12 protein-coding genes, 4 tRNA genes and 3 rRNA genes are annotated in these 20,692 nt (G+C 50.3%); all 19 read left to right on the top strand.

The genetic code is table 11. The features are described 5' to 3' along the window. Nucleotides 1–17: 17 nt before the first annotated feature. The 19 genes from mfd (at nt 18) to ACEPSU_RS09955 (ending at nt 20,566) form a co-directional block, all read left to right on the top strand. Nucleotides 18–3,551, top strand: coding sequence for a transcription-repair coupling factor (gene mfd, locus ACEPSU_RS10045; protein ID WP_395321386.1), 3,534 nt, complete (start codon nt 18–20; stop codon nt 3,549–3,551). Nucleotides 3,552–4,020: 469 nt separating this feature from the next. Continuing rightward, nucleotides 4,021–5,601 carry a polysaccharide biosynthesis protein gene (locus tag ACEPSU_RS10040; protein WP_395321384.1) on the top strand — a complete coding sequence of 527 codons (1,581 nt, stop codon included), beginning with the start codon at nt 4,021–4,023 and terminating at the stop codon, nt 5,599–5,601. A gap of 1 nt (nt 5,602) precedes the next feature. Then, nucleotides 5,603–5,878, top strand: a complete 276-nt coding sequence (locus ACEPSU_RS10035; protein ID WP_020090279.1) for an RNA-binding S4 domain-containing protein — start codon at nt 5,603–5,605, stop codon at nt 5,876–5,878. Between the two features lie 110 nt (nt 5,879–5,988). Further along, complete coding sequence (locus ACEPSU_RS10030; RefSeq protein WP_395321382.1) at nt 5,989–6,399, top strand: FtsB family cell division protein; 411 nt, start codon at nt 5,989–5,991, stop codon at nt 6,397–6,399. A 461-nt stretch (nt 6,400–6,860) separates the two neighbouring features. Beyond that, nucleotides 6,861–7,409, top strand: coding sequence for a S1 domain-containing RNA-binding protein (locus tag ACEPSU_RS10025; RefSeq protein WP_260339349.1), 549 nt, complete (start codon nt 6,861–6,863; stop codon nt 7,407–7,409). 82 nt (nt 7,410–7,491) lie between these two features. Then, nucleotides 7,492–8,859 carry a tRNA lysidine(34) synthetase TilS gene (gene tilS / locus ACEPSU_RS10020; RefSeq protein WP_395321379.1) on the top strand — a complete coding sequence of 456 codons (1,368 nt, stop codon included), beginning with the start codon at nt 7,492–7,494 and terminating at the stop codon, nt 8,857–8,859. Nucleotides 8,860–8,875: 16 nt separating this feature from the next. Further along, nucleotides 8,876–9,418 carry a hypoxanthine phosphoribosyltransferase gene (gene hpt, locus ACEPSU_RS10015; protein WP_020090275.1) on the top strand — a complete coding sequence of 181 codons (543 nt, stop codon included), beginning with the start codon at nt 8,876–8,878 and terminating at the stop codon, nt 9,416–9,418. A 109-nt stretch (nt 9,419–9,527) separates the two neighbouring features. Further along, entirely contained in the window at nt 9,528–11,645 is a 2,118-nt protein-coding gene (ftsH, locus tag ACEPSU_RS10010; RefSeq protein WP_020090274.1) for an ATP-dependent zinc metalloprotease FtsH, read from the top strand. 209 nt (nt 11,646–11,854) lie between these two features. Then, a complete protein-coding gene (hslO, locus tag ACEPSU_RS10005; protein WP_020090273.1) occupies nt 11,855–12,742 on the top strand; it encodes an Hsp33 family molecular chaperone HslO in 888 nt (295 codons plus the stop codon). 9 nt (nt 12,743–12,751) lie between these two features. Then, nucleotides 12,752–13,768, top strand: a complete 1,017-nt coding sequence (dusB, locus tag ACEPSU_RS10000; protein ID WP_395321376.1) for a tRNA dihydrouridine synthase DusB — start codon at nt 12,752–12,754, stop codon at nt 13,766–13,768. 541 nt (nt 13,769–14,309) lie between these two features. Next, nucleotides 14,310–15,875, top strand: a 16S ribosomal RNA gene (locus ACEPSU_RS09995). Nucleotides 15,876–15,971: 96 nt separating this feature from the next. Further along, nucleotides 15,972–16,046: transfer RNA gene (locus ACEPSU_RS09990), tRNA-Ile, on the top strand. Nucleotides 16,047–16,068: 22 nt separating this feature from the next. After that, nucleotides 16,069–16,141: transfer RNA gene (locus ACEPSU_RS09985), tRNA-Ala, on the top strand. A 169-nt stretch (nt 16,142–16,310) separates the two neighbouring features. Further along, a 23S ribosomal RNA gene (locus ACEPSU_RS09980) occupies nt 16,311–19,229 on the top strand. Between the two features lie 75 nt (nt 19,230–19,304). After that, a 5S ribosomal RNA gene (rrf, locus tag ACEPSU_RS09975) occupies nt 19,305–19,421 on the top strand. The 16S, 23S and 5S rRNA genes sit together here with 4 tRNA genes alongside, the layout of an rRNA operon. 6 nt (nt 19,422–19,427) lie before the next feature. Further along, nucleotides 19,428–19,500, top strand: a tRNA-Asn gene (locus tag ACEPSU_RS09970). A 29-nt stretch (nt 19,501–19,529) separates the two neighbouring features. Next, nucleotides 19,530–19,602: transfer RNA gene (locus ACEPSU_RS09965), tRNA-Thr, on the top strand. 339 nt (nt 19,603–19,941) lie between these two features. Then, entirely contained in the window at nt 19,942–20,274 is a 333-nt protein-coding gene (locus tag ACEPSU_RS09960; protein WP_260339901.1) for a PTS sugar transporter subunit IIB, read from the top strand. Between the two features lies 1 nt (nt 20,275). Further along, nucleotides 20,276–20,566: a PTS lactose/cellobiose transporter subunit IIA gene (locus ACEPSU_RS09955; protein WP_395321374.1), complete on the top strand. Its 291-nt coding sequence runs from the start codon at nt 20,276–20,278 to the stop codon at nt 20,564–20,566. Nucleotides 20,567–20,692 lie beyond the last annotated feature (126 nt).

Raw genomic sequence — 20,692 nt, 5'->3', positions numbered from 1 at the left:
GAAGAGGAAGTTATCTCGTGAATTTAGAAGCATTTATGACGCAGACGCCGGCATACGCGACGATCCGCCAAACACTAGGGGCCGGGCAACGCCAATTGGTGACCGGACTCAACGGTTCCGCGGAGACGTTGTTCATTGCCAGTCTGCTCCACGAACAGCAACGGTCGATCGTCTACGTGACGGACACCCTGTACCATGCGGGGCAGTTGGTCGACGACTTGGCCAACCTATTAGATGAAAATGAACTCTTCGAATTTCCCGTTGAGGAACTGTTAGCGGCCGAAGTGGCCACGAGTTCGCCAGAATACCGGTCTTCACGTATCGATGCCTTGCGGGCATTGCAGAGTGATCGACCGGTCGTTATCGTGACGGCGTTGTCTGGCCTACGCCGGTTCTTGCCGGCACCAGAGAACTTCGCGGCGGCGCGGTTTACCGTTAAAGCGGGCGATGACTTCGACCTCGAGGACTTGCAGCAACGGCTCTTTGGCATGGGCTACACCCACCAAAAGTTGGTCGCGGGTCCTGGCGACTTTGCCGTGCGGGGCTCGATCATTGATATTTATCCGCTGGCGGCGGACTATCCGGTCCGGTTAGACTTCTTCGATACCGAGGTGGACTCACTCCGGTACTTCGATCCGGCCACGCAACGGAGTATTGAAAATGTCGATGAGGTGGAAATCCTGCCGGCAACCGACTTTATTTTAACGGCCGACGAGCGCGCTGCCGGGGCTGATGCCCTGATGGCCGAACTGACGCAACAGACTGCTAAGCTGGATGAGGACGCCACGACCACGCTGACTAACCAGGTGAAACCACTGGTTGATGGCTTGCGGAAGGGGTCCGTTGATCCCCAGCTCATGGAGTTCGCCGACTATTTATTCCCGGAACATCACCAATTGCTGGACTACTTACCGACTAATGGATTGGCGTTGTTCGGGGACTATTCGCGTCTACAGGATGCTGAACGGCAGTTACTGGAGGATGAAGCCAACTGGGCGACGGATAAACTGACCCACCATCAGATCTTCGCGCAACAGACGTTTGGTGGTGAACTGCGGCCGATCATTAAGGATGATCCGCACGCGCAGGTCATGTTGGCACTGTTCCAGAAGGGGATGGGCAACCTCCGTTTTCAGGCGGTCACCAATGTCGTGACGCGAGCCATGCAACAGTTCTTCGGCCAACTTCCCGTGATGAAGACCGAGATTGACCGGTGGCGCAAGCAGAAACAGACGGTGGTCTTGCTGGTCCAAGACGAGGAGCGCCTCGCTAAGATCGAAGAGACACTGGACGACTTTGAAATCCAAGCCGTTTTGACAAAGGAAGAAAATTTACAGAATGATTTGACCCAGCTCGTGCCCGAACGGTTACGGACCGGGTTCGAGTTGCCAGAAGCCAACTTGGTCGTGATCACCGAAGCTGAAATGTTCCAGAAGGTCACGAAGAAGCGCGCGCGGCGGCAGACAATGGCCAACGCCGAACGGCTGAAGAGTTATACCGATCTGAAACCCGGCGACTACGTGGTTCACGTGAACCATGGGATCGGGAAATTTATCGGGATGCAGACGCTGACGGTGGATGGCGTGCATCAAGACTACATGACTATCGACTATCAGGACAACGCGCAACTCTTTATCCCGGTAACGCAGCTGAATTTGATTCAGAAGTACGTGTCCTCCGAGGACAAGAAGCCGCGGATCAACAAGTTGGGTGGTTCCGAGTGGGCCAAGACCAAGAGTAAGGTTGCCGCCAAAATTGAGGATATTGCCGACGAACTGGTTGACCTCTATGCCAAGCGAGCAGCCGAGAAGGGCTTTGCTTTTCCCAAGGATGACAGCTTACAGACGGACTTTGAAAATGACTTCCCTTACGCCGAGACGCCCGATCAACTGCGGACCATCGACGAAGTGAAGCACGATATGGAAAAGGCCCGGCCAATGGATCGTTTGCTGGTCGGGGATGTGGGTTACGGGAAGACCGAAGTTGCTCTGCGGGCGGCCTTTAAGGCGGTTGAAGCGGGCAAACAGGTAGCTTTCCTGGTCCCAACGACTATCCTGGCACAACAACACTATGACACCATGGTCAACCGCTTCGAAGGTTACCCAATCAATGTCGAAATGTTCTCGCGGTTCCGCACGACGAAGCAGATTCACCAGTCGATCAAGGATTTAGAGGACGGTCAGCTGGATATCGTGGTCGGTACGCACCGGTTACTATCCCAAGACGTGAAGTTCAAGAATCTCGGTCTCGTTTTGGTCGATGAAGAGCAGCGGTTCGGGGTCAAGCATAAGGAACGGTTGAAGCAACTGAAGGCGAACGTGGATGTCTTGACGCTAACGGCCACACCGATTCCCCGGACGCTCCACATGTCCATGCTGGGTGTGCGGGACCTCTCCGTGATTGAAACGCCACCGGCAAACCGATTCCCCATCCAGACCTACGTCATGGAACAAAATGCCGGGGCCATTCAGGATGGGATTCGGCGTGAAATGCAACGGGGCGGTCAGGTCTTCTACCTGCACAATCGGGTGGATGACATTGAGAAGACCGTCAGCCAGATTCAAGCGCTGGTTCCAGAAGCGCGTGTTGGCTACATTCACGGGAAGATGACCGAAGCCCAGCTGGAAGGGGTGCTCTTTGACTTCTTACGGGGCGATTACGATGTATTGGTCACTACGACTATCATCGAAACCGGGATCGATATTCCCAATGCCAACACGTTATTCGTCGAAAATGCCGACCGGATGGGCCTCTCACAGCTGTATCAACTGCGGGGCCGTATCGGACGAAGCAACCGGGTAGCTTATGCCTACTTCACGTACAAGCCAAACAAGGTTTTGACGGAAGTCAGTGAGAAGCGCCTCGAAGCCATCAAGGACTTCACCGAATTGGGGTCCGGCTTTAAGATTGCCATGCGAGATCTATCTATTCGGGGTGCCGGTAACTTGTTAGGTAAACAACAACACGGGTTCATTAACTCCGTGGGGTATGACTTATACACGCAAATGTTAAGTGATGCGGTCGCTAAGAAGCGGGGGAAGAAGACGCAGCCGAAGACCGATACCACGGTCGAACTGGGTGTCGAAGCTTACTTGCCGAGTGACTACATTGAAGATGAACAACAGAAGATTGAAATGTACAAACGGATTCGTCAGTTGGAGAGTGACGATGAGGTCAGTGAAATTCAAGCTGACTTGATCGACCGCTTCGGTGACTATCCAGAGAGCGTCGCGCAGCTCCTGACAATCGGTCAGTTGAAGTTAGCGGCGGATCTCGCGTTGGTAGACAAGATTCGCCGGGTCAACGGGGATGTCTTCGTGACAATCTCCAAGCAGGGAACCAACATCTTGGGTGGCGAGGACGTCTTCAAGGCGTTAGCCGCAACCCAGTTGAAGGCCACGGTCGCCGTCGACAACGATCGTTTGCACGTCAAGTTAGTCTTACAACCCAACATGACGGTCAAGGACTGGTTACCACAGGTACAACTGTTCATGGGGGCACTACGCGATATTGTGGTGCAGACAACGAAGCCGAAGGCGGATGAGAAGTAGTTAATTAGCATCGACTGGTTGCGTTGAGCTAGGCCTCTTGTCTTAACCATAAGTAAGGACTGGATAGTAAGTTTTATGCAGTCTTAGCGGTTGGACTATGTCGTAGAGTCAAGAAGACACCGCACTTAAATCCAAGTCATAAAACAGAAATGACGAGAACGTCACGACCTAAGCCAGTGTTAGCCGCAGGGATGATTGGTAGAGTACTGCCGATTGGTTCGGTTAAATCAGTGTGAGCCGTGAGGGTGGTGTAAATAGGCTCAGCCGTGGGAATTTTCTTAGCGGCTGAATTTGCCGCTTAGAAAATTGGTGACTTTGAAACTCGTTTCTCAGAGGTTCAAAGCAAGCTTAGAGACCGTTCTGTGGCTCTAGGCGTCCGCCCACCGCGTTCCGGCCTATTTACGCCCCCCGGTAAGGCGCGGTGATGCGCAATTTAGCAAGATACTCTAAGGAATAAGGAGGAGAGTTGATGGGCAACCGCAATGTGAATACGACCTTGCAAGGCGCCCTGATTCTTTCCATCGCGGCGTTCATTGCCAAGCTTTTGAGCGCCGTGTACCGCGTGCCGTTTCAGAACATGGTCGGTAACACCGGATTCTACGTGTACCAGCAGGTTTATCCGCTCTACGGCATTGGCATGACCTTTGCGTTGAGTGGCCTACCGGTGTTTATTTCTAAACTGATTGCGGAGGCGCCGGATTTGCCCAGTCAGCAGCAGGTGGCCCGGCAAGTCTATCGGTGGCTCTGGGGACTGGCATTGGTCATCTTTGGTGGCTTGATGTTCGGTGCGCCTAGCATTGCTCGTGGAATGGGGGATGTGCACCTTGCACCGCTGATTCAGATGGTGGCCTGGATGTTTTTGTTCATGCCAGCACTGTCGGTGGGCCGGGGGTATCATCAGGGTCGCTTTCAAATGCTACCCACGGCCCGCTCGCAGGTCATCGAGCAACTGGTCAGGGTCGTCGTGATCCTGGTGGCTGCCGGTTGGGCGACCAGTCACGACTGGTCCGTCTACACGATGGGGACCTGGGCGTTGAGTGGGGGCACGATTGCTGCAGTAGCGGCCTTGCTGGTATTACCGCGATGGCGACAACGAGATGTTGCGCCAGTAGCCAGTCTGCCACACGTTGGCCGGCGTTTGCTGATCGAAGGGGGTACCCTGTGTCTCCTGACGGCGATGCTAGTGCTCTTACAATTAGTGGATTCATTCACGGTCAAAAATGGCCTGGTCGCCGGTGGCATGGGTGATTTAGCAGCCAAGAGCCTCAAGGGGGTCTATGACCGCGCCCAACCGCTGGTGCAATTGGGACTGGTGGTGGCGGTGGCCTTTGCGACCTCGCTACTGCCAGCCCTGACCGCAGCACAGCAAGAACGGCGACCCGCGGCATTTAAACGGCTCACCACGACCATGATGCGCATTGCCTTGATGGTCGCCGTGGCAGCCACGGCTGGACTGATCAGCTTGATGCCGTGGATTAACCGGTTGTTGTTTGGCGACACCCAGGGTTCCGGCATGCTAGCGGTCTATATGCTGAGTATCATTCTGGCAACGCTGATTCAGACTTACAACAGTGTCCTGCAGAGTCAGGACCAGTACCGGTTGACGGTCGTGGCCCTAGCAGTTGGCCTAGCCGTCAAAATCGTGGGTAATCACTGGGCAGTCCGTAGTTTTGGGGCAACTGGAGCGAGTTGGCTGACAGTGATTAGCTTGGGCGCCATGCTGGTAGTGATTTGGTACGGGTCGGCAGTGACGTTACGTTCCGGTATTTGGACCAAGCCGTACATTCGAATTCTGTTAGCCTGTACCATCCTGATGGTGTTTGGCGTTCGACTCACTGTGGCTGTTTTAGAACACTGGTGGCCAGCTCTGATGACTAGTCGTTTGGCCATCGGTGGCGGCTTGCTCGTCACGATTCCCGTGGGGGGGCTACTCTTTATTGGCCTAGCTCTCAAGTGGCGTTTATTGTCGGTCCGGGAGTGGTTAGCGATTCCCCACGGTGAGAGTGTGTTAAGATTATGGCAACAACTTAGTCAACACGGAGGAAAATAATATGCGATTAGATAAATATTTGAAAGTTTCACGGATCATCAAGCGGCGGTCAGTCGCTAAGGAAATTGCCGATAAGGGTCGGATTATGATCAACGGTAAAGTGGCCAAGTCTTCGAGTGACGTGGCAACAAATGATGAGTTGGTTATTAAGTTCGGTAACAAAACATTAACGGTCAAAGTTAACGAATTGTTGGAAACCACAAAGAAGGACGACGCTGAACGGATGTACACCATCGTCAAGGAAGACTACGCGCAAGATTTTCGGCAAGAAAATTAGGTTAAATATGACGAATGTTTTACATTATGCTAAACGTGGTAGACGCGTAAATTGAAACTTGCTATACTCAAGTTAAACTATCTGGTGAAAACTGAGGAGTGAGTGGAAAAATGGCTGACGTAAAACCGAAACCGGCGAAGATCGAACGTTTAGAAAATGACTATACCCGGCGACTGGACCGCCAACAAGCAACGGTTCACCATCATCAATGGCTCGGCAAACGTCGGATGCGGCGGGCAACCCGCATTCTCGCTATCTTTGCTGTGTTCGCAGTTGTCTTAGGTATTCAGCTCGTTCGGACGAATGCCAGCCTGCATCACGTGCGGCAAGAAGTGACCACCAGCAAACAAAAGCTGGCGGCCACGAAAGCCACTGACCACAAGCTTAAGTTGCAAATTAAACAATTAAATAACAAAGACTATTTGGGGCGTTTGGTTCGCTCAAAGTACTACTACTCGAAGTCTGGGGAAACGATTTATAGCTTACCCGGCGACCATGCGAGTGATGTGACTGTTAAATAGTTCAGTTAAGGATCCGCCAGTGCAACACGAACTGGCGGATTTTGTGTATTCGGGACTATTTACTGAGAGTTTGTTGTGACTTTTCGCGTGAATGGGGGTAGCATGAAGGTATTCACAAAAGAATATTGCTATCATTATTTGAGGCATTACCATCGTTTCTTGCAGGGAGCTAGACGGACGTCTGGGCTAACACAAAATGGCCAGTGAGTGATCTTGGCCTGATTTAAAAAAGAGACGGCCAAATGCAGCGGTTGTTTCCCGTTTTGACGGGCAAACGAATTAGCTACCGGGTAACATAAGTGAACCCGGAAACTAATAAGTGGCGCGAATGTTAATTTAACGGGCTTTCCGGTCGGTCAGAAAAATTGGTTAATGGACTTTCTTTTTAGTTTTTCTCGTGTGGAAATGTGGTAAATTGTGTTATACTGAAAGCACTTATTTTAAGGAGGAACTTCTTTTTTATGGCAATCGAGGTTGGAGCTAAAGTTTCCGGAAAGGTCTCCGGAATTACGAACTTTGGTGCATTTGTTGATTTAGGCGACCACAAGACCGGACTAGTGCACATTAGTGAGATTTCTGACGGTTACGTCAAGGATATCCATGACGTTTTGTCCGTCGGTGACGAAGTAACGGTCAAAGTTTTGACTGTTGGTAACGATGGGAAGATTGGTTTGTCGATTCGCAAAGCGACGGATCATCCGGCTGGTGACCGGCCCCATCACAGTAATCACAATGAACACCGGGATCATGAACAACATCGTGGCGGTGGCAATAATGCTGCTAACCATGGTGGCGAAAGTCATGGCCACGGTCGGCGGTTTGAAAATAACGGTCCCCGGCCTCACCATAGCTCAGCCAATGGTCGGTTCTCTGGCCATCAAGCGGCTCCCCATAAAGAAAATTTTGACGACATGATGTCAGGGTTCTTGAAATCAAGTGAGGACCGTCTGGCAACGATTAAACGAAACACTGAAGGCAAACGTGGCGGCCGTGGCGGCCGGCGGAGTTAGTCAGCAGACTAACGTGCCATCAAGATGAAGAGGACCGCACTTGTGCGGCCCTTTTTCATAACCAGAAAGAGGGGGAGCTTCCGTGTCATTGGAAACGGACTTTCGACACAATTGCCAGGTACATGGTTGGAATGATCCCCACCAACACGGCTTAATTGCGGTCTCGACTGGCGTTGATTCGATGGTATTACTGGCGTTATTTGCCCAGTTGCCAGTTGACCAGCGCCCCCAGCTGACGGTGGTTCATGTAAATCATCAGTTACGCGAGCAGAGTCGAACGGAGGCAGCATTTCTCAAAGAATGGTGTGCACAACACCAGCTACCGTTGGTTGCGACCGTTTGGCCCAGGGATCAGCAACCCACGCACGGTATCGAGGATGCTGCCCGGCAGTTTCGCTATCAGTTCTTTGCTGAGCAGTTAGCGGCCCAAGACGCTGATTGGCTGGCGACCGCTCATCAGGCCGATGAGCAGGCCGAAACTATCCTGTTTAAATTATTGCGGGGCGGTCAGCTCAATCAACTGACGGGGATGGCGGCCAGTCGTCCGTTTCACGCGGGTCACCTGATACGTCCGTTACTTCCCTATACGAAGGCAACGTTGCGGGCATATGCGAAGCAGCAACAGATTCCCTGGTACGAGGATGCTACGAACCGTGAGTTGACGGCAAGTCGTAATCGGGTACGCCTCCAGCTTCTGCCAGCCATGCGGCAAGAAAATCCGCAGGTTGACCGGCACTTACTGGACTACGCAGATCAACTGCAGGCGGTACTCCAGGTGGCGGATCAGGCGGTGACTGATAGCTTGACCCAGATTGTGCGTCAATCAGACCCAATTGTCGTTGACACGCAGGCCTTTTTCAAGCAATCAGTTGCTCAGCGGCAATTGCTCTTGACGCGGCTGATCAAGCAGTGCCAGCCAACCTTGAGTACGGAAGCTAGTGTACTTAGAGCGTGTGAGCAGCTATTGGCGAACGCACAGCATCCGACGGGTACGGTTGATTTGGGTGCCGGCTGGTCACTGGTTAAAAAGTATGGAACGTTTACATTCAATCAATTCGAAAATTTCCAGCAAAAATCCAAGGAAGTTTTTAGTTTTATGGTAGTATTAAACCAATGGCGAACGTTGGGAAATGGCTGGCAACTTGGCTGTTTCACTACGGATAGTCGTGATCACTTACCGGCAAGCGAGGTCGTTGCTCTGACAGCCGACCAATTCCCGTTACGGGTACGGTCGTGGCAGGCAGCGGATCGATTACGGTTAGGAAATGGGCATCATCAGGCAGTTCGGCGGGCATTGATCAATGCCAAGGTTCCCCGGGAAGAGCGGGCGGCCGTGCCAGTCTTGGTGACGGCTCAAGATGAGGTGATCGCGGCACTGGGAGTGAAGTGGGCAGTCCAACCACAACGCGCGCACACGAGAAACTATCACATCAAATTAAAGCATGAATAGGCGAAAGGGGAACAGCATGAATAACGATATTTTAAAGGTCCTTTACAGTGAGGAAGACATTGCCGCGGCTTGCAAACGGTTAGGTACGCAACTTTCAGAAGACTACCGGGATAAGACACCATTAATCATTTGTGTCTTGAAGGGTGCTATTCTATTTATGACAGATGTTATTCGCGATATGGATATCTATGCAACGATTGACTTCATCGATGTCTCCAGCTATAACGGTGGGACCGCGTCATCTGGAACGATTCGGTTATTGAAGGACTTAGATACCGACGTGACTGGGCGTGACATCATCTTAGTAGAAGATATTATCGACACTGGTCGGACATTGAAGTACCTGGAAGACCTACTGAAGGACCGGAAAGCGAACTCCATTCGGGTCTGCACCTTGATGGACAAACCAAGTGGTCGTGTGGTCGAAGCTAAGGCGGATTACGTTGGGTTTAACGTTCCAAGTGAATTCGTGGTTGGCTATGGGTTGGACTACGAAGAAAAATATCGGAATCTCCCGTATGTTGGTGTTTTGAAGCCATCTGTTTATTCAGATAAATAATTAGTCAATGATAGTCAATTGTGATAACATCTTATTTAGTCAAAGGGGCATATGCTCTAAAATTCGTTCCTACAGTAGATGTTGGGAACTGTGAGTGAGGAGGCACGACATGAATAATCGACGAAATGGACTGTTCCGTAATAGTCTGTTTTACATTGTGATTTTCTTGTTGGTCATTGGTGTAGTTTACCTGTTCAACGGTAACGGCAACAGTTCTCAAACTCAAGAGATCCAATCGAGTCAATTTGTTAAAGATCTGAATGCAAACAAGATCAAGAAATTCTCCATTCAACCATCTGGGGGAGTTTACAAGATTACCGGGGAATATCGGAACGCGCAAAAGCGTACAACCAACACCGGATTTAGTCTCGGCGGCTCACAGAGCACAGCAGTGACTAGCTTTAGCACACAAGTCTTGACCAATAACTCAACGGTTTCTGAGATTGATAAGGTTGCTAAGAATCACAATGTTAAGATGAACACCAAAGCGGAAGAGTCGAGTGGCTTCTGGGTTAACTTGTTAGTCTATGTTGCGCCACTAGTTATTTTCTTCTTCTTCTTCTACATGATGATGGGTCAAGCCGGCCAAGGTGGCGGCAATGGCAAGGTCATGAGCTTTGGGAAGAGTAAGGCCAAACCAGCCGACAGCAAGGAGAACAAGGTTCGCTTTGCCGACGTTGCTGGTGAGGAAGAGGAAAAGCAAGAACTTGTTGAAGTTGTTGAGTTCTTGAAGAATCCTCGTAAGTTTGTGGCGTTAGGTGCCCGGATACCATCTGGTGTCTTGCTGGAGGGTCCTCCTGGTACTGGTAAAACGTTGCTGGCGAAAGCCGTTGCTGGTGAAGCCGCGGTACCATTCTTCTCGATTTCTGGTTCAGATTTCGTGGAAATGTTCGTCGGTGTCGGGGCTAGTCGTGTCCGGGATCTGTTTGAACAGGCCAAAAAGGCTGCACCATCAATCATCTTTATTGATGAAATCGATGCGGTTGGTCGTCAACGGGGTGCCGGCATGGGCGGTGGCCACGACGAACGTGAACAAACGTTAAACCAATTACTGGTCGAAATGGACGGGTTTACTGGGAGCGAAGGGGTCATTGTTATGGCCGCTACGAACCGTTCCGATGTGTTGGACCCTGCCTTGCTACGGCCAGGTCGGTTTGACCGGAAGATTCTCGTTGGTCGGCCAGATGTTAAGGGTCGTGAAGCTATCTTAAAGGTTCACGCCAAGAACAAGCCATTAGCCAATGACGTTGATTTGAAGGAAATTTCTAAGCAAACACCTGGTTTCGTGGGTGCCGACTTGGAAAACCTGCTGAACGAAGCGGCCTTATTAGCTGCACGGCGGAATAAGACACAGATCGATGCTTCTGATTTGGATGAAGCCGAAGACCGTGTCATCGCCGGGCCTGCTAAGAAGGATCGGGTCATCAGTCCTGATGAACGTAAGACGGTTGCTTACCATGAAGCTGGGCATACGATCGTTGGGTTAGTCTTAAATGACGCCCGCGTGGTCCACAAGGTAACCATCGTTCCTCGTGGGCGTGCTGGCGGATACGCCATCATGTTGCCACGTGAAGACCAGATGCTGATGTCTAAGAAGGATGCCATGGAACAGATTGCCGGCTTAATGGGTGGTCGGACGGCTGAAGAGTTAATCTTCCACTCCGAATCATCTGGGGCCTCCAATGACTTTGAACAGGCAACGCAAATTGCCCGCTCCATGGTTACCCAATATGGGATGAGTGATGCACTGGGGACTGTCGCACTGGAAAGTGCTGGCGGACAACCATTTGCAGGGGCTGGCTATACCGGTCAACCAACTTACTCAGAACATACCGCTAACTTAATTGATAGTGAAGTTCGCCGGATCATCGGGGAAGCACATGACACTGCCCGGAAGATTCTGGAAGAGCATAAAGCAGAACACAAGATTATTGCGGATGCCTTGCTGAAATACGAAACGTTGGACGAAAAGCAAATCCTCAGCTTGTTTAACACTGGGAAGATGCCTGAAACGGACAACGGAAACGAATTCCCTAGCGAAAAGGCGGCAACTTTCGAAGAGTCTAAGCGTGAACTTGAACGCCGCGAAGCAGAACGCCAAGCTTCTACTGAAGCTAAGTTGGCTTCTAGTGCCTCAAGTGATACTGAATCTGCAGCAGAGCCAGCCAGCTCAGCAGCAAGTTCGGCAGCGCCAGACGATCACGATGAGTCCGATCATTCCGAATAATTACAACGATCTAAGGTCCGGGACGGCTGTCTCGGACCTTTTCGTGACTTATGGGGACGACTGTCCTCGGTTGGATGGTAGTCAAATGACGGTTCACGTGGAGAAAGTACGGGAAAAATTGCAATAGGCGTTAGCTATATCTTTGCAAATCCCGAACTTTCTGGTAATGTAGGGCATGACAAAGTGCAATGAAAGGACGTTTATATTTAATGGCAGATTATTTAGTAAAAAGTTTGATTGATAATGGGATGTTCCGAGCTTACGTGGTCGACGCCACGGAGACAGTTGCTGAAGCACAACAACGGCATGACACTTGGAGTTCAGCCACGGCTGCTTTGGGACGGACCCTGATTGGGACAATGTTGCTGTCGACCTCGCTATTGAAGGGGAAGGAAACGTTGACGGTCAAGGTTAATGGTCACGGACCCGTGGGGGCTATCGTAGCCGATGGAAATGCTGATGGGACGGTTAAAGGTTACCTTCAGTACCCCCACATTAGCTTACCGTTGAACGAGAAGCACAAGATCGACGTGAAAAAGGCCGTGGGTGTCCAAGGGATGATGACGGTCACCAAGGACCAAGGCCTGGGTCAACCTTACACGGGTCAGGTTCCCTTGATCTCTGGTGAACTGGGCGAAGACTTTACCTACTACCTGGCAAAGTCCGAACAGATTCCCAGTGCGGTCGGCGTTTCCGTCTTTGTCCAACCGAACAACACGGTCAAGGTTGCTGGTGGGTTCATGATTCAAGTCATGCCAGGTGCATCCGATGAAGCTATTTCACGCTTGGAGAACCGCATTAAGGAGATGCCGATGGTCTCCGAATTGCTGTTAGATGGACAGAAGCCAGAGGACATTCTGAAGCTCCTGTTCCCAGATGAACAGATCAAGATCTTACAGAAGATGCCCGTTGGCTTTAAGTGTGACTGCTCTAAGGACCGGTTCGCCAAGTCTTTGGCCGCGATTCAACCAGCAGCTATCCAAGAGATGATTGATCAAGACCACGGTGCTGAAGCCGTTTGCCACTTCTGTGGGACGAAGTATCAGTTCTCCGAGGATGATTTACGGCAGATTCTGGCCGAAGCCCAAGCAAAGTAGGCGTTGTCGATGACTTGGAAGATTGGTGACGTTGAGATTCCAAATCGGGTGGTTGTTGCCCCTATGGCGGGGGTAACTAACGTGGCCTTCAGGCGTATCTGCAAGGACTTTGGTGCCGGACTCGTCGAGTGTGAGATGATCTCTGGGCAGGGAATCCACTATCAGAATCAGCGGACGCTCAATATGATGGCCGTTGATCCCAGCGAGCACCCCATGAGTATTCAGATCTTTGGGGGAACGCAGGAGACGTTAGTTCAGGCTGCCCAGTATGTGGATCAGCAGACGTCCGCGGATATTATTGATATTAATATGGGGTGTCCGGTGAACAAGGTTGTGAATACCGAAGCGGGAGCCAAATGGTTGCTTGATCCCAATAAAGTTCACGACATGGTTGCTGCGGTTGTGGCTGCTGTCGATAAGCCGGTGACGGTTAAGATGCGTACGGGCTGGGATAGTCACCACGTTTACGCGGTAGAGAATGCCCTGGCCGCAGAGAGTGCGGGTGCTGCGGCAGTTGCTATGCACGGTCGAACCCGTAAGCAGATGTATCAAGGACACGCGGACTGGGATATTCTAGCTCAGGTTGCCAAGCAGCTGACCGTTCCATTTATGGGAAATGGGGATGTACGTACGCCGGAAGATGCTAAGCGCATGCTGGATGAAGTTGGTGCTGACGCTGTGATGATTGGTCGCGCGGTCATGGGAAATCCGTGGTTGTTGCGCCGAGTTAATCGGTATCTTGAGACGGGGGAATTGTTGCCTGAGCCGACCGTGGCGGAGAAGGTTTCATTGGCCAAGGAGCACCTGCATCGATTGTGCATTGCTCGTGGGCCGGAAGAGGGACCGATGGATTTTCGGACGCAAGTGGCTTATTACCTCAAGGGGATTCCTCACGCGGCTCGTACTAAGGTAGCGTTGACTGATGCTACTGAAGAGGGGGTCATGGTCGAGATCCTTGATGAGTTTGTTGCTAAGATTGCGGCTCGTGAGCGGTGGATGGCTGTCCAACGATTTTCAGATAAGTAAAGTAATGGATTAAAGCCCGTTAAAATAGGTTTCTATAGATGGAACTTGAGAATTCAGAGAACATTTCTGAATTCTTTTTTAGTTTATTGTGTTTTTTCTCTTGACCTAGCTTGAGATGATTGATAAGATATTACCTGTTGCTGTTTGAGACAGTCAATGCATAAATAACAAATTATTGAATAGTCATACAAATTTGAAATTAATGCTTGACGAGTTAAACAGCAACTGATAGAATGATCTATGTTGTCAAGACGTGCTTCATCCGTCATTCATTACTTCTTGAATGTTGAATAAATATTCAGAAAGCTGAAAAAAGATGTTGACACGAATTTCACAACATGATATACTTTAAAAGTTGTCACGGAGCGATTGCTTCTCTGATAACTTGGTAGACCTTTGAAAACTGAACATTGTTTCGACAAACCAAATATGTGTAGGGCGGTTTGATACTCGGTATCAAACCCAAACAATATTTGCGAAGTCAATTCGCTTTTATGAAAATAAAGTAACAACAATCGATGAGCTATTCAAGCATCATCTTTAAGATGAGAGTTTGATCCTGGCTCAGGACGAACGCTGGCGGCATGCCTAATACATGCAAGTCGAACGAGCTTCCGTTGAATGACGTGCTTGCACTGATTTCAACAATGAAGCGAGTGGCGAACTGGTGAGTAACACGTGGGTAACTTGCCCAGAAGCAGGGGATAACACTTGGAAACAGGTGCTAATACCGTATAACAACAGAAACCGCATGGTTTCTGTTTGAAAGGTGGTTTCGGCTATCACTTCTGGATGGACCCGCGGCGTATTAGTTAGTTGGTGAGGTAAAGGCCCACCAAGACAATGATACGTAGCCGACCTGAGAGGGTAATCGGCCACATTGGGACTGAGACACGGCCCAAACTCCTACGGGAGGCAGCAGTAGGGAATCTTCCACAATGGACGAAAGTCTGATGGAGCAATGCCGCGTGAGTGAAGAAGGGTTTCGGCTCGTAAAACTCTGTTGTTAAAGAAGAACACTCTTGAGAGTAACTGTTCAGGAGTTGACGGTATTTAACCAGAAAGCCACGGCTAACTACGTGCCAGCAGCCGCGGTAATACGTAGGTGGCAAGCGTTGTCCGGATTTATTGGGCGTAAAGCGAGCGCAGGCGGTTTCTTAAGTCTGATGTGAAAGCCTTCGGCTTAACCGGAGAAGTGCATCGGAAACTGGGAGACTTGAGTGCAGAAGAGGACAGTGGAACTCCATGTGTAGCGGTGGAATGCGTAGATATATGGAAGAACACCAGTGGCGAAGGCGGCTGTCTAGTCTGTAACTGACGCTGAGGCTCGAAAGCATGGGTAGCAAACAGGATTAGATACCCTGGTAGTCCATGCCGTAAACGATGAGTGCTAGGTGTTGGAGGGTTTCCGCCCTTCAGTGCCGCAGCTAACGCATTAAGCACTCCGCCTGGGGAGTACGACCGCAAGGTTGAAACTCAAAGGAATTGACGGGGGCCCGCACAAGCGGTGGAGCATGTGGTTTAATTCGAAGCTACGCGAAGAACCTTACCAGGTCTTGACATACTATGCAAATCCTAGAGATAGGACGTTCCCTTCGGGGACATGGATACAGGTGGTGCATGGTTGTCGTCAGCTCGTGTCGTGAGATGTTGGGTTAAGTCCCGCAACGAGCGCAACCCTTATTATCAGTTGCCAGCATTAAGTTGGGCACTCTGGTGAGACTGCCGGTGACAAACCGGAGGAAGGTGGGGATGACGTCAAATCATCATGCCCCTTATGACCTGGGCTACACACGTGCTACAATGGACGGTACAACGAGTCGCGAAGTCGTGAGGCTAAGCTAATCTCTTAAAGCCGTTCTCAGTTCGGATTGTAGGCTGCAACTCGCCTACATGAAGTTGGAATCGCTAGTAATCGCGGATCAGCATGCCGCGGTGAATACGTTCCCGGGCCTTGTACACACCGCCCGTCACACCATGAGAGTTTGTAACACCCAAAGCCGGTGAGATAACCTTCGGGAGTCAGCCGTCTAAGGTGGGACAGATGATTAGGGTGAAGTCGTAACAAGGTAGCCGTAGGAGAACCTGCGGCTGGATCACCTCCTTTCTAAGGAATATACGGAGGCTACACATACTTTGTCGAAACAATGGTCAGTTTTGAGGGGTCTACCCTCATTATCATATGATTTTGCTAAATGATTTTGGGCGTATAGCTCAGCTGGTTTAGAGCGCACGCCTGATAAGCGTGAGGTCGATGGTTCGAGTCCATTTATGCCCATTGACCGCAAGGTCATCATTTTGGGGAATTAGCTCAGATGGGAGAGCACCTGCTTTGCAAGCAGGGGGTCAGCGGTTCGATCCCGCTATTCTCCATTGGTGCGAGAGTGCCAAGGAATTTGTTCTTTGAAAACTAGATATTATCAATTATTTTCCTTTAATTATTAAGATAATTAAAACCGAGAAACAACTGCGTATTTTTGAGTTTTTTAATTAGTTTATATCGCTAATACTCAATTAATCAGCGATTACGAAGTAATCGTTAGGTTAAGTTATGAAGGGCGCATGGTGGATGCCTTGGTACTAGGAGCCGATGAAGGACGGGACTAACACCGATATGCTTCGGGGAGCTGTACGTAAGCTTTGATCCGGAGATTTCCGAATGGGGAAACCCAATTACTTTAATCAGTAATTACAACTCAGGGAATACATACTTGAGTTGAGGCAGACGCGGGGAACTGAAACATCTAAGTACCCGCAGGAATAGAAAGAAAAATCGATTCCCTAAGTAGCGGCGAGCGAACGGGGAATAGCCCAAACCAAAGAGCTTGCTCTTTGGGGTTGTAGGACTGAACATTTGAGTTACCAAAGTCAATGATAATCGAAGAGTCTGGGAAGACTCGGCATAGAGGGTGATACCCCCGTAGATGAAATTGTTGACCCTCAGTTCAGTATCCTGAGTACGGCCACACACGTGAAACGTGGTCGGAATCCGGGAGGACCATCTCCCAAGGCTAAATACTCCCTAGTGACCGATAGTGAACCAGTACCGTGAGGGAAAGGTGAAAAGCACCGCGGAAGCGGAGTGAAATAGTTCCTGAAACCATGTGCCTACAATTAGTTAGAGCCCGTTAATGGGTGATAGCGTGCCTTTTGTAGAATGAACCGGCGAGTTACGTTAATTTGCAAGGTTAAGGTGTAAAGACCGGAGCCGTAGCGAAAGCGAGTCTGAAACGGGCGTTTCAGTAAGTTGATGTAGACCCGAAACCAGGTGACCTATCCATGTCCAGGTTGAAGGTGCGGTAAAACGCACTGGAGGACCGAACCCGTGTATGTTGAAAAATGCTGGGATGAGGTGTGGATAGCGGTGAAATTCCAAACGAACTTGGAGATAGCTGGTTCTCTCCGAAATAGCTTTAGGGTTAGCCTCGGAGTTAAGAATCGTGGAGGTAGAGCCACTGTTTGGACTAGGGGCCCGTCATGGGTTACTGAATTCAGATAAACTCCGAATGCCACTGATTTATATCCGGGAGTCAGACGATGAGTGATAAGATCCACCGTCGAAAGGGGAACAGCCCAGACCATCAATTAAGGTCCCTAAATACATGCTGAGTGGAAAAGGATGTGGAGTTGCACAGACAGCTAGGATGTTGGCTCAGAAGCAGCCACCATTTAAAGAGTGCGTAATAGCTCACTAGCCGAGTGATCCCGCGCCGAAAATTTACCGGGGCTAAGCATGTTACCGAAATTATGGATGCGACCAATAGGTCGCGTGATAGGAGAGCGTTCTAAGGGCAACGAAGCTAGACCGCAAGGACTAGTGGAGCGCTTAGAAGTGAGAATGCCGGTATGAGTAGCGAAAGATCAGTGAGAATCTGATCCACCGAATGACTAAGGTTTCCTGGGGAAGGCTCGTCCTCCCAGGGTTAGTCGGGACCTAAGCCGAGGCTGAGAAGCGTAGGCGATGGATAACAGGTTGATATTCCTGTACTAGTTAATCATGTTTGAACGATGGAGGGACGCAGTAGGCTATGGTGTGCACACGATTGGAAATGTGTGTTCAAGCGTCAAGTCTGGTGATGAGTTAAATGCTTATCGCTAAGGACAAGGCGTGACGAGGACCGAATTTTAGTAGGGAAGCGCCAGATGTCACACTGCCGAGAAAAGCTTCTAGTTAGTGATTAATTACCCGTACCGCAAACCGACACAGGTAGTCGAGGAGAGTATCCTAAGGTGAGCGAGTGAACTCTCGTTAAGGAACTCGGCAAAATGACCCCGTAACTTCGGGAGAAGGGGTGCTACACGCAAGTGTAGCCGCAGTGAAAAGGCCCAGGCGACTGTTTATCAAAAACACAGGTTTCTGCAAAATCGCAAGATGACGTATAGGGGCTGACGCCTGCCCGGTGCTGGAAGGTTAAGTGGATGAGTTAGCTTCGGCGAAGCCCAGAAATGAAGCCCCAGTAAACGGCGGCCGTAACTATAACGGTCCTAAGGTAGCGAAATTCCTTGTCGGGTAAGTTCCGACCCGCACGAAAGGCGTAACGATCTGGGCACTGTCTCAACGAGAGACTCGGTGAAATTATATTACCTGTGAAGATGCAGGTTACCCGCGACAGGACGGAAAGACCCCATGGAGCTTTACTGTAGCTTGATATTGGGTGTTGACACAGCTTGTACAGGATAGGTCGGAGCCGTAGAACTCGGAACGCTAGTTTCGAGTGAGGCGCTGGTGGGATACGACCCTCGCTGTGTGAACACTCTAACCCGCACCACTAATCGTGGTGGGAGACAGTGTCAGGTAGGCAGTTTGACTGGGGCGGTCGCCTCCTAAAAAGTAACGGAGGCGCCCAAAGGTTCTCTCAGAATGGTTGGAAATCATTCGTCGAGTGTAAAGGCAGAAGAGAGCTTGACTGCGAGACAGACAGGTCGAGCAGGGACGAAAGTCGGGCTTAGTGATCCGGTGGTACCGTATGGAAGGGCCATCGCTCAACGGATAAAAGCTACCCTGGGGATAACAGGCTTATCTCCCCCAAGAGTCCACATCGACGGGGAGGTTTGGCACCTCGATGTCGGCTCATCGCATCCTGGGGCTGTAGTCGGTCCCAAGGGTTGGGCTGTTCGCCCATTAAAGCGGTACGCGAGCTGGGTTCAGAACGTCGTGAGACAGTTCGGTCCCTATCCGTCGCGGGCGTAGGAAATTTGAGAGGAGCTGTCCTTAGTACGAGAGGACCGGGATGGACATACCGCTGGTGTACCAGTTGTGCCGCCAGGCGCATCGCTGGGTAGCTATGTATGGATGAGATAAACGCTGAAAGCATCTAAGTGTGAAACTCGCCTCGAGATGAGATTTCCCATTCCTATATGGAAGTAAGACCCCTGAAAGATGATCAGGTAGATAGGCTGGAAGTAGCAGCGCCGTGAGGCGTGGAGCGGACCAGTACTAATCGGTCGAGGACTTAACCAAGTTGAAAACGTGGTTGTTTCCGAATGGAAGATAATTGAATAATATCTAGTTTTGAGGGAAGAAGTTCTCTTATAGTGTGGTGGCGATAGCCTAAAGGATACACCTGTTCCCATGCCGAACACAGAAGTTAAGCTTTAGCACGCCGATAGTAGTTGGGGGATCGCCCCCTGCGAGGATAGGACGTTGCCACGCGATTATTCCGGCATAGCTCAGTTGGTAGAGCACCTGACTGTTAATCAGGTTGTCGACGGTTCGAGCCCGCCTGCCGGAGTCGGGTTAACCTGGTTAACCAGTTGATATGCCGGCTTAGCTCAGCTGGTAGAGCATCGGTATCGTAAACCGAGGGTCGGGGATTCGAATTCCTCAGCCGGCATCAGATAAGTGATTAGTCTACGGACTGATCGCTTTTTTTGTGTTTGCGGTTAAACCTGACCGGACGGGGTTGAACCGAGATGGGAGGCCATAAGGTATCGCTGGCTTGAAAGTGATGCCCGCCATTAAGGGTGAATACCCATAGAATTATAATGGAAGCGCTTACCCAGAAAGTGACAATTGGTATATGCAATTTAATTAAATTGGTATATATCACCGATACACTGATGCACGGGCATTTGTAGCGATAAAAATATAAATGATTTTTCTAATTATCTATTGTGGTATACCTCTATCAGTGCTATTCTATAAGTATCAATTAAGCACAGGAGATGCCATCATGAAAAACGTATTGTTAGTATGTGGTCAAGGAATTTCAAGTCAATTATTCTTAGGGGAAGCTAAGCGGACTGCTGAGACCCAACGTGTACCGTTACACTTCAGTGCAACGAGTTTAATGGAAGTAACGCCTGAATTATTAGCTGAACAAGACTTAGTTCTCTTGGCCCCACAAGTGGCTTATCAAGCCAAGATGCGGGCTAAGATCGGTGATCAAGTTCAAACGGCACCAATTCCCAACGACATTTACGGTTGGTTGAACAGCCAAGCGTTGGTTAAGTACGCTTGTCATCAATTAAACTTTGCCCCCGCAGCTGTGGCTGTCGCTTACTAACATGACACCCACGATTGAACAGCTGGCGATGCAGGTGTTGGTCACCGCAGGAACTGCTAAGGAGAGCCTGTATCGTGCCATTGCAACCGCTCGTGAACAGCATCAGTCGTTAGAGTTATCGGTTTGTCACGATCAACTCCTAGCGGCCCATAAGGTCCAAACGCAGATGATGGCAAAAATGGCTGCTGAGGACCTTCCCGTTACAATCCTCATCAACCATGCGATGGATACTTTAATGGCCGTACAGGGGAACTATGAGCTCCTTGAAGCTCTCGGTCCTGACTGGCGCTAATTTCAAATTGTACTCAAGTCCGGGACGTGTCGTCTCGGGCTTTTTGATGTGCACTGCTTTATCGAGGTCGAGCGCGTGAACGGCACTTTTAGATATCCTGTAAGTCGGATAATCAACGTAATTTTA

Source organism: Levilactobacillus parabrevis (assembly GCF_044051715.1).
Taxonomy (GTDB): domain Bacteria; phylum Bacillota; class Bacilli; order Lactobacillales; family Lactobacillaceae; genus Levilactobacillus; species Levilactobacillus parabrevis.
The sequence above is the reverse complement of the archived record's forward strand: the minus strand, read 5'-3'. Positions and strand labels throughout refer to the sequence as shown.

Excerpts from the sequence above, each read along its gene's own strand:
- ACEPSU_RS10040 (WP_395321384.1), top strand. The coding sequence starts at position 4,021 with ATGGGCAACCGCAATGTGAATACGACCTTGCAAGGCGCCCTGATTCTT.
- ACEPSU_RS10035 (WP_020090279.1), top strand. The coding sequence starts at position 5,603 with ATGCGATTAGATAAATATTTGAAAGTTTCACGGATCATCAAGCGGCGG.
- ACEPSU_RS10030 (WP_395321382.1), top strand. The coding sequence starts at position 5,989 with ATGGCTGACGTAAAACCGAAACCGGCGAAGATCGAACGTTTAGAAAAT.
- ACEPSU_RS10025 (WP_260339349.1), top strand. The coding sequence starts at position 6,861 with ATGGCAATCGAGGTTGGAGCTAAAGTTTCCGGAAAGGTCTCCGGAATT.
- hpt (WP_020090275.1), top strand. The coding sequence starts at position 8,876 with ATGAATAACGATATTTTAAAGGTCCTTTACAGTGAGGAAGACATTGCC.
- ftsH (WP_020090274.1), top strand. The coding sequence starts at position 9,528 with ATGAATAATCGACGAAATGGACTGTTCCGTAATAGTCTGTTTTACATT.
- hslO (WP_020090273.1), top strand. The coding sequence starts at position 11,855 with ATGGCAGATTATTTAGTAAAAAGTTTGATTGATAATGGGATGTTCCGA.
- dusB (WP_395321376.1), top strand. The coding sequence starts at position 12,752 with ATGACTTGGAAGATTGGTGACGTTGAGATTCCAAATCGGGTGGTTGTT.
- ACEPSU_RS09960 (WP_260339901.1), top strand. The coding sequence starts at position 19,942 with ATGAAAAACGTATTGTTAGTATGTGGTCAAGGAATTTCAAGTCAATTA.
- ACEPSU_RS09955 (WP_395321374.1), top strand. The coding sequence starts at position 20,276 with ATGACACCCACGATTGAACAGCTGGCGATGCAGGTGTTGGTCACCGCA.